This is a genomic window from Acetobacter lambici (assembly GCF_011516885.1).
GTDB classification, from domain to species: Bacteria; Pseudomonadota; Alphaproteobacteria; order Acetobacterales; family Acetobacteraceae; genus Acetobacter; species Acetobacter lambici.
The window spans coordinates 1-3,721 of the sequence record NZ_WOTD01000092.1 but is presented as its reverse complement, the minus strand read 5'-3'; the positions used below and the strand labels follow the sequence as shown (position 1 = coordinate 3,721).

3 protein-coding genes and 1 pseudogene are annotated in these 3,721 nt (G+C 54.4%); 3 read left to right on the top strand and 1 reads right to left on the bottom strand.

Going from position 1 to position 3,721, the window contains the following annotated elements; all coding sequences use genetic code 11:
- Window positions 1-713: 713 nt before the first annotated feature.
- The 3 genes from GOB86_RS14870 (at window position 714) to GOB86_RS14860 (ending at window position 3,261) form a co-directional block, all read left to right on the top strand.
- Window positions 714-1,880: a DUF4238 domain-containing protein gene (locus GOB86_RS14870; protein WP_165993428.1), complete on the top strand. Its 1,167-nt coding sequence runs from the start codon at window positions 714-716 to the stop codon at window positions 1,878-1,880.
- A 728-nt stretch (window positions 1,881-2,608) separates the two neighbouring features.
- Window positions 2,609-2,863 (top strand): antitoxin, encoded by a 255-nt coding sequence (locus GOB86_RS14865; RefSeq protein ID WP_061498341.1) that lies wholly within the window; start codon window positions 2,609-2,611, stop codon window positions 2,861-2,863.
- An 8-nt stretch (window positions 2,864-2,871) separates the two neighbouring features.
- Window positions 2,872-3,261: a type II toxin-antitoxin system VapC family toxin gene (locus GOB86_RS14860; protein WP_053324230.1), complete on the top strand. Its 390-nt coding sequence runs from the start codon at window positions 2,872-2,874 to the stop codon at window positions 3,259-3,261.
- Between the two features lie 45 nt (window positions 3,262-3,306).
- Here GOB86_RS14860 and GOB86_RS14855 read toward each other — a convergent pair.
- Window positions 3,307-3,561 (bottom strand): annotated as a pseudogene (locus tag GOB86_RS14855) (hypothetical protein); the annotation flags it as partial.
- Between the last annotated feature and the right edge of the window lie 160 nt (window positions 3,562-3,721).

Genomic DNA, 3,721 nt, shown 5'->3' with positions numbered 1-3,721 from the left:
GCGTAAATGCTTCCCAGTTCAATCGGCTCAAACAGGCTGGTCATGACAGATCCTTCTTAAAAGACGCAGTTCCTATGAATTTGGGAAGCCTCACGAGGAATACAACAGAAGGCTTACCACCTCGTCTGACTTGAGGTGAGCACTGCCTGTCTGCTTAATTGGTGAAGCCGACAGGCAGATTTGGAGGGTAAACTGAATGTCGGCTATTGGGGAGCAATAACCAAAAGCAGCCTCACCCTACGCCCATGCTCATGAGGCCTACCGACCTAGACCATGACATTAGTTACGTTTCGCGTGAACGTCCACTCTCTCGAAAAGCAACCGGCCGAGTGTCGGCGGTCACGACCGGTCCCTTCACGCCCACCCGGATCCATGAAAAGCGACTTCGCCGGTTCCCAAAAACGGACACTACGAACGCCAGAACTTATCGTCATGGTTGCACGGTGAGCGAGCGGTTGCGCGACGATTTGCGGTCGGGTTGGTAACCGGTCTCAGTGACTAGTCCCATGACGGCCGACGCCGAGAGCTCCGGTTGAATCATAGAAAATCACTGACCAGTAGATTTTATATGACAAAAGCCGAATTTCCACCTGGGCAGTGTCGCGCAGCCCGCGCTTTGCTCGGCTGGTCACAGCAGGATCTGGCAAAAAACACGGAAGTTGTATACACGGTCAGGCTCGTCGCTATGGGCTTGGAAGGGGATTTCAAATCCGATGCCGCAGAACAAGAGCCATCACTTCGTGCCACAGTTCCTGCTGCGATTTTTCTCCGTCAATGGCTCATCGGTTGGTCTTTACAACTTACGCTCTGGCAGAATCGTCACAGGAGCGAGCCTCAAGCATCAAGCCTGCCGGGATTGGTTCTACGGCCGCGACGGAAAGGCCGAGCACGCTCTGGGTCAGATCGAAGGCGGTGCCAGCTCTGTCCTGCGACGGATGATCGCGACCGGCTTACCCCCGAAGCGATACAGCGACGATCACCACGTGTTAGCGACCTTCCTGCTCATCCAGTCGGCGCGGACGGCACAGGCCGCCGCCGCGGCTACCGAGATGGCCAACAAGGTCGGCAAATTGATGCTACGGTACACGCTGACCGACCCCGAACTTCTTGCCGTACTCGACGATCTAACTATTGAACTCACCGAGCCCGCCGCGGAGGCGCTCCGGCTAGCGGTCCTGGAAACTCCTGTGATTCTCGATCTGAAGATCAAGCTTCTCCACAATGTGAGCTCGACGCCCTTTGTTTTGGGCGACCACCCGGCCGTCAAGCACAACGGGCTCTACAGCGGCGCGGACGTCTCGGTTCTTGGCTTGGCGAATCTCGGCCTGCAGTTTGTCATGCCCATCTCGCCCGAGTACGCAGTCGTCTTGTACGACGAAAAAGCCTATTCGCTGGGTAAACCGGCCAGTAACGTCGTTAAGCTGCCCTCGGCGAGCATCGTGATGGCCCTCAACGAGTTCCAATGGGCCAACGCGCTGGACAACATCTACTTCAGGCCCGGCGACGATCCGCCGCGCTGGACGCCGGATTACGATCGACTTTCAGAACTTCGTGGGAATGAGCGGGTGTCGGTCTGGGAGGACGAGGTCCGGCTCGAAGGAACCAAGCGGGCGAAGGTCATCAATGTGCAGACGCAGCGGCCAAGCCGGGCCCTTAAGATGCCTCTGTTTCGGAATCGCATGTCCCCGCCGCCTCTCGTGAACGTAGGCAGGTTGCCGTTGCGAGATCCTGACTGGGCCCTCCACGTTCATCGGATGACCGCCGCATTGAACACCGGGGTAATTCCGCAAGAGGAGTTTTACGTCCGCACCATGCCGCCTCAGTTTTTGCGCCGAATCCTACGAGAACGGGCGGGCACAAACTCGGCGACAACAGGCTGAACGTGGGTGCCCTTACCCTTGACGGCTCAAACTCGGCAGGAGGCTCTCGTCGTTCAGCTTCTGGGCCTCGAACTGCACTCGCCCGTTACCGATCATTAAAGGCTCTGTCTCGGGCGTGCTCTCCAGACGCTTCGAACACCAAATTTTTGGTAGGACGCCAAGGTCGTCTTGGTCAAACTGAGATGACATCTAAGCGGTGCGGACGTCCGTTTCCACTCTCGACCACCGATAGCCCAGGACCGCATTCGGCCAGCCTTGCACATTCCCATGGAGCGGACGACACTTTCTCTATGTCGGATGTCGTGGATATAGCGGCCATTCGAGGCACAGCCTCGGAACGGCCGGTTTGTCCCAAACTCTGTCTATCGCGGTTCGCCTGACAATGTCGGCTTTCGGGCGACCGCCATCACCACTTTGATGTCTGCGTTGAGGCGTAAGCGGAATGCCTGGATCTGTCCGCATGGTTGTCGGAACTTCTGCTTGATTGGCAGATTTATCATTATCTTCTGGCTTTCGACACACCTTTCCTTTTTCCGTGCGCCCGCCTACTTGCGATAAAGGGAATTAACGCAAGTAAGTATGGAGAAGGAGGCCTGTTTCGGATAAAAGATGGAGTTTGAAGTTATGTATGAAATAAAGTAAGTCCATACGGCCACGCGTGGGTTTGATGTTGCGTCGTTTGGATCTAAATGATAGATATCAATGATACCTACTCCAAGGAGGTGGACATGTCTGATACAGCCAAAATTTTTATGACCGGTCGCAGCCAGGCCGTGCGTCTTCCTGCAGCTTACCGATTTGACACATCAGAGGTCACAATCCGCAGAGATCCACGTACCGGTGATGTCATTCTCTCGCCGCGTCCCCTGGGGTGGGGTAAGGCACTTTCTGCCATCCGGCAGGCCAAAGGGACTGAGCTTTTCCCTGAAGGTCGCAACCAGGATCAACAGGACAGGGATCCATTTGCTGTGTGCCTAACGTGATTTCTTATATGTTCGATACCAATACAATAAGTGATATCATACGCGCGGACGAAAGAGTGCTCTCACACGTGGAGGCGCTTGATCCAGGCCGGTGTTGTGTCTCGGCCGTAACCGCCGGAGAAGTTGCGTATGGACTAGCCAAACGCCCATCGGCAACTCGATTACTGCGTCTGACACGCACTGTCATGGATCGGCTGACCATACTGCCCTGGGATCATGGCGTAGCGGAGCGCTACGGCAAATTACGCGCTGAGCAAGAGCGGCATGGTCAAATTCTTGGGTCTTTGGACATGATGATCGCCGCACATGCCCTGACAGAGCATCTCGCGTTAGTGACCAGTGATCAGGCTTTTGCTCAGGTTCGGGGACTTACTGTGCTGAACTTTCGAAATTCGTGAAAACTGAACAAACGCTTATTACATTGTCTCTCAACAAACCAGAAATCAGAACATAGCGTTGACTGCAAACTGCGGGGAAACCTGTATACTTTTGTTGTGACCTGCAAAATAGAACGCAGAGCCGACGATTACCCCCCAATTTGCATTCCAGTTATATTCAAATGCAGGCGCGATCTGCCAGTCTGTTCCGGCTGTTCCTGTTTTATGAATATACGTGCCGTTATTATCATGCTCCCGCAAGGTAGAGCCGTTAGACCATTCTCGCGCAAGGTCCATGGCCAGCACCCATTTCTGGCTTACATCGTTTCCGGCTGTAAGTTATTGTTTTTTTCTGAGAGCCATTTGTCTAAGAGCCCTTTTGGAAATTCGCTATGATAGGTTTTCAAGAGGTTTTGAGCGTGATTCAAAGGCAGGATGTGGACGCCAGCACAACGAGGCCGCATGGCCGGAATTACACGCA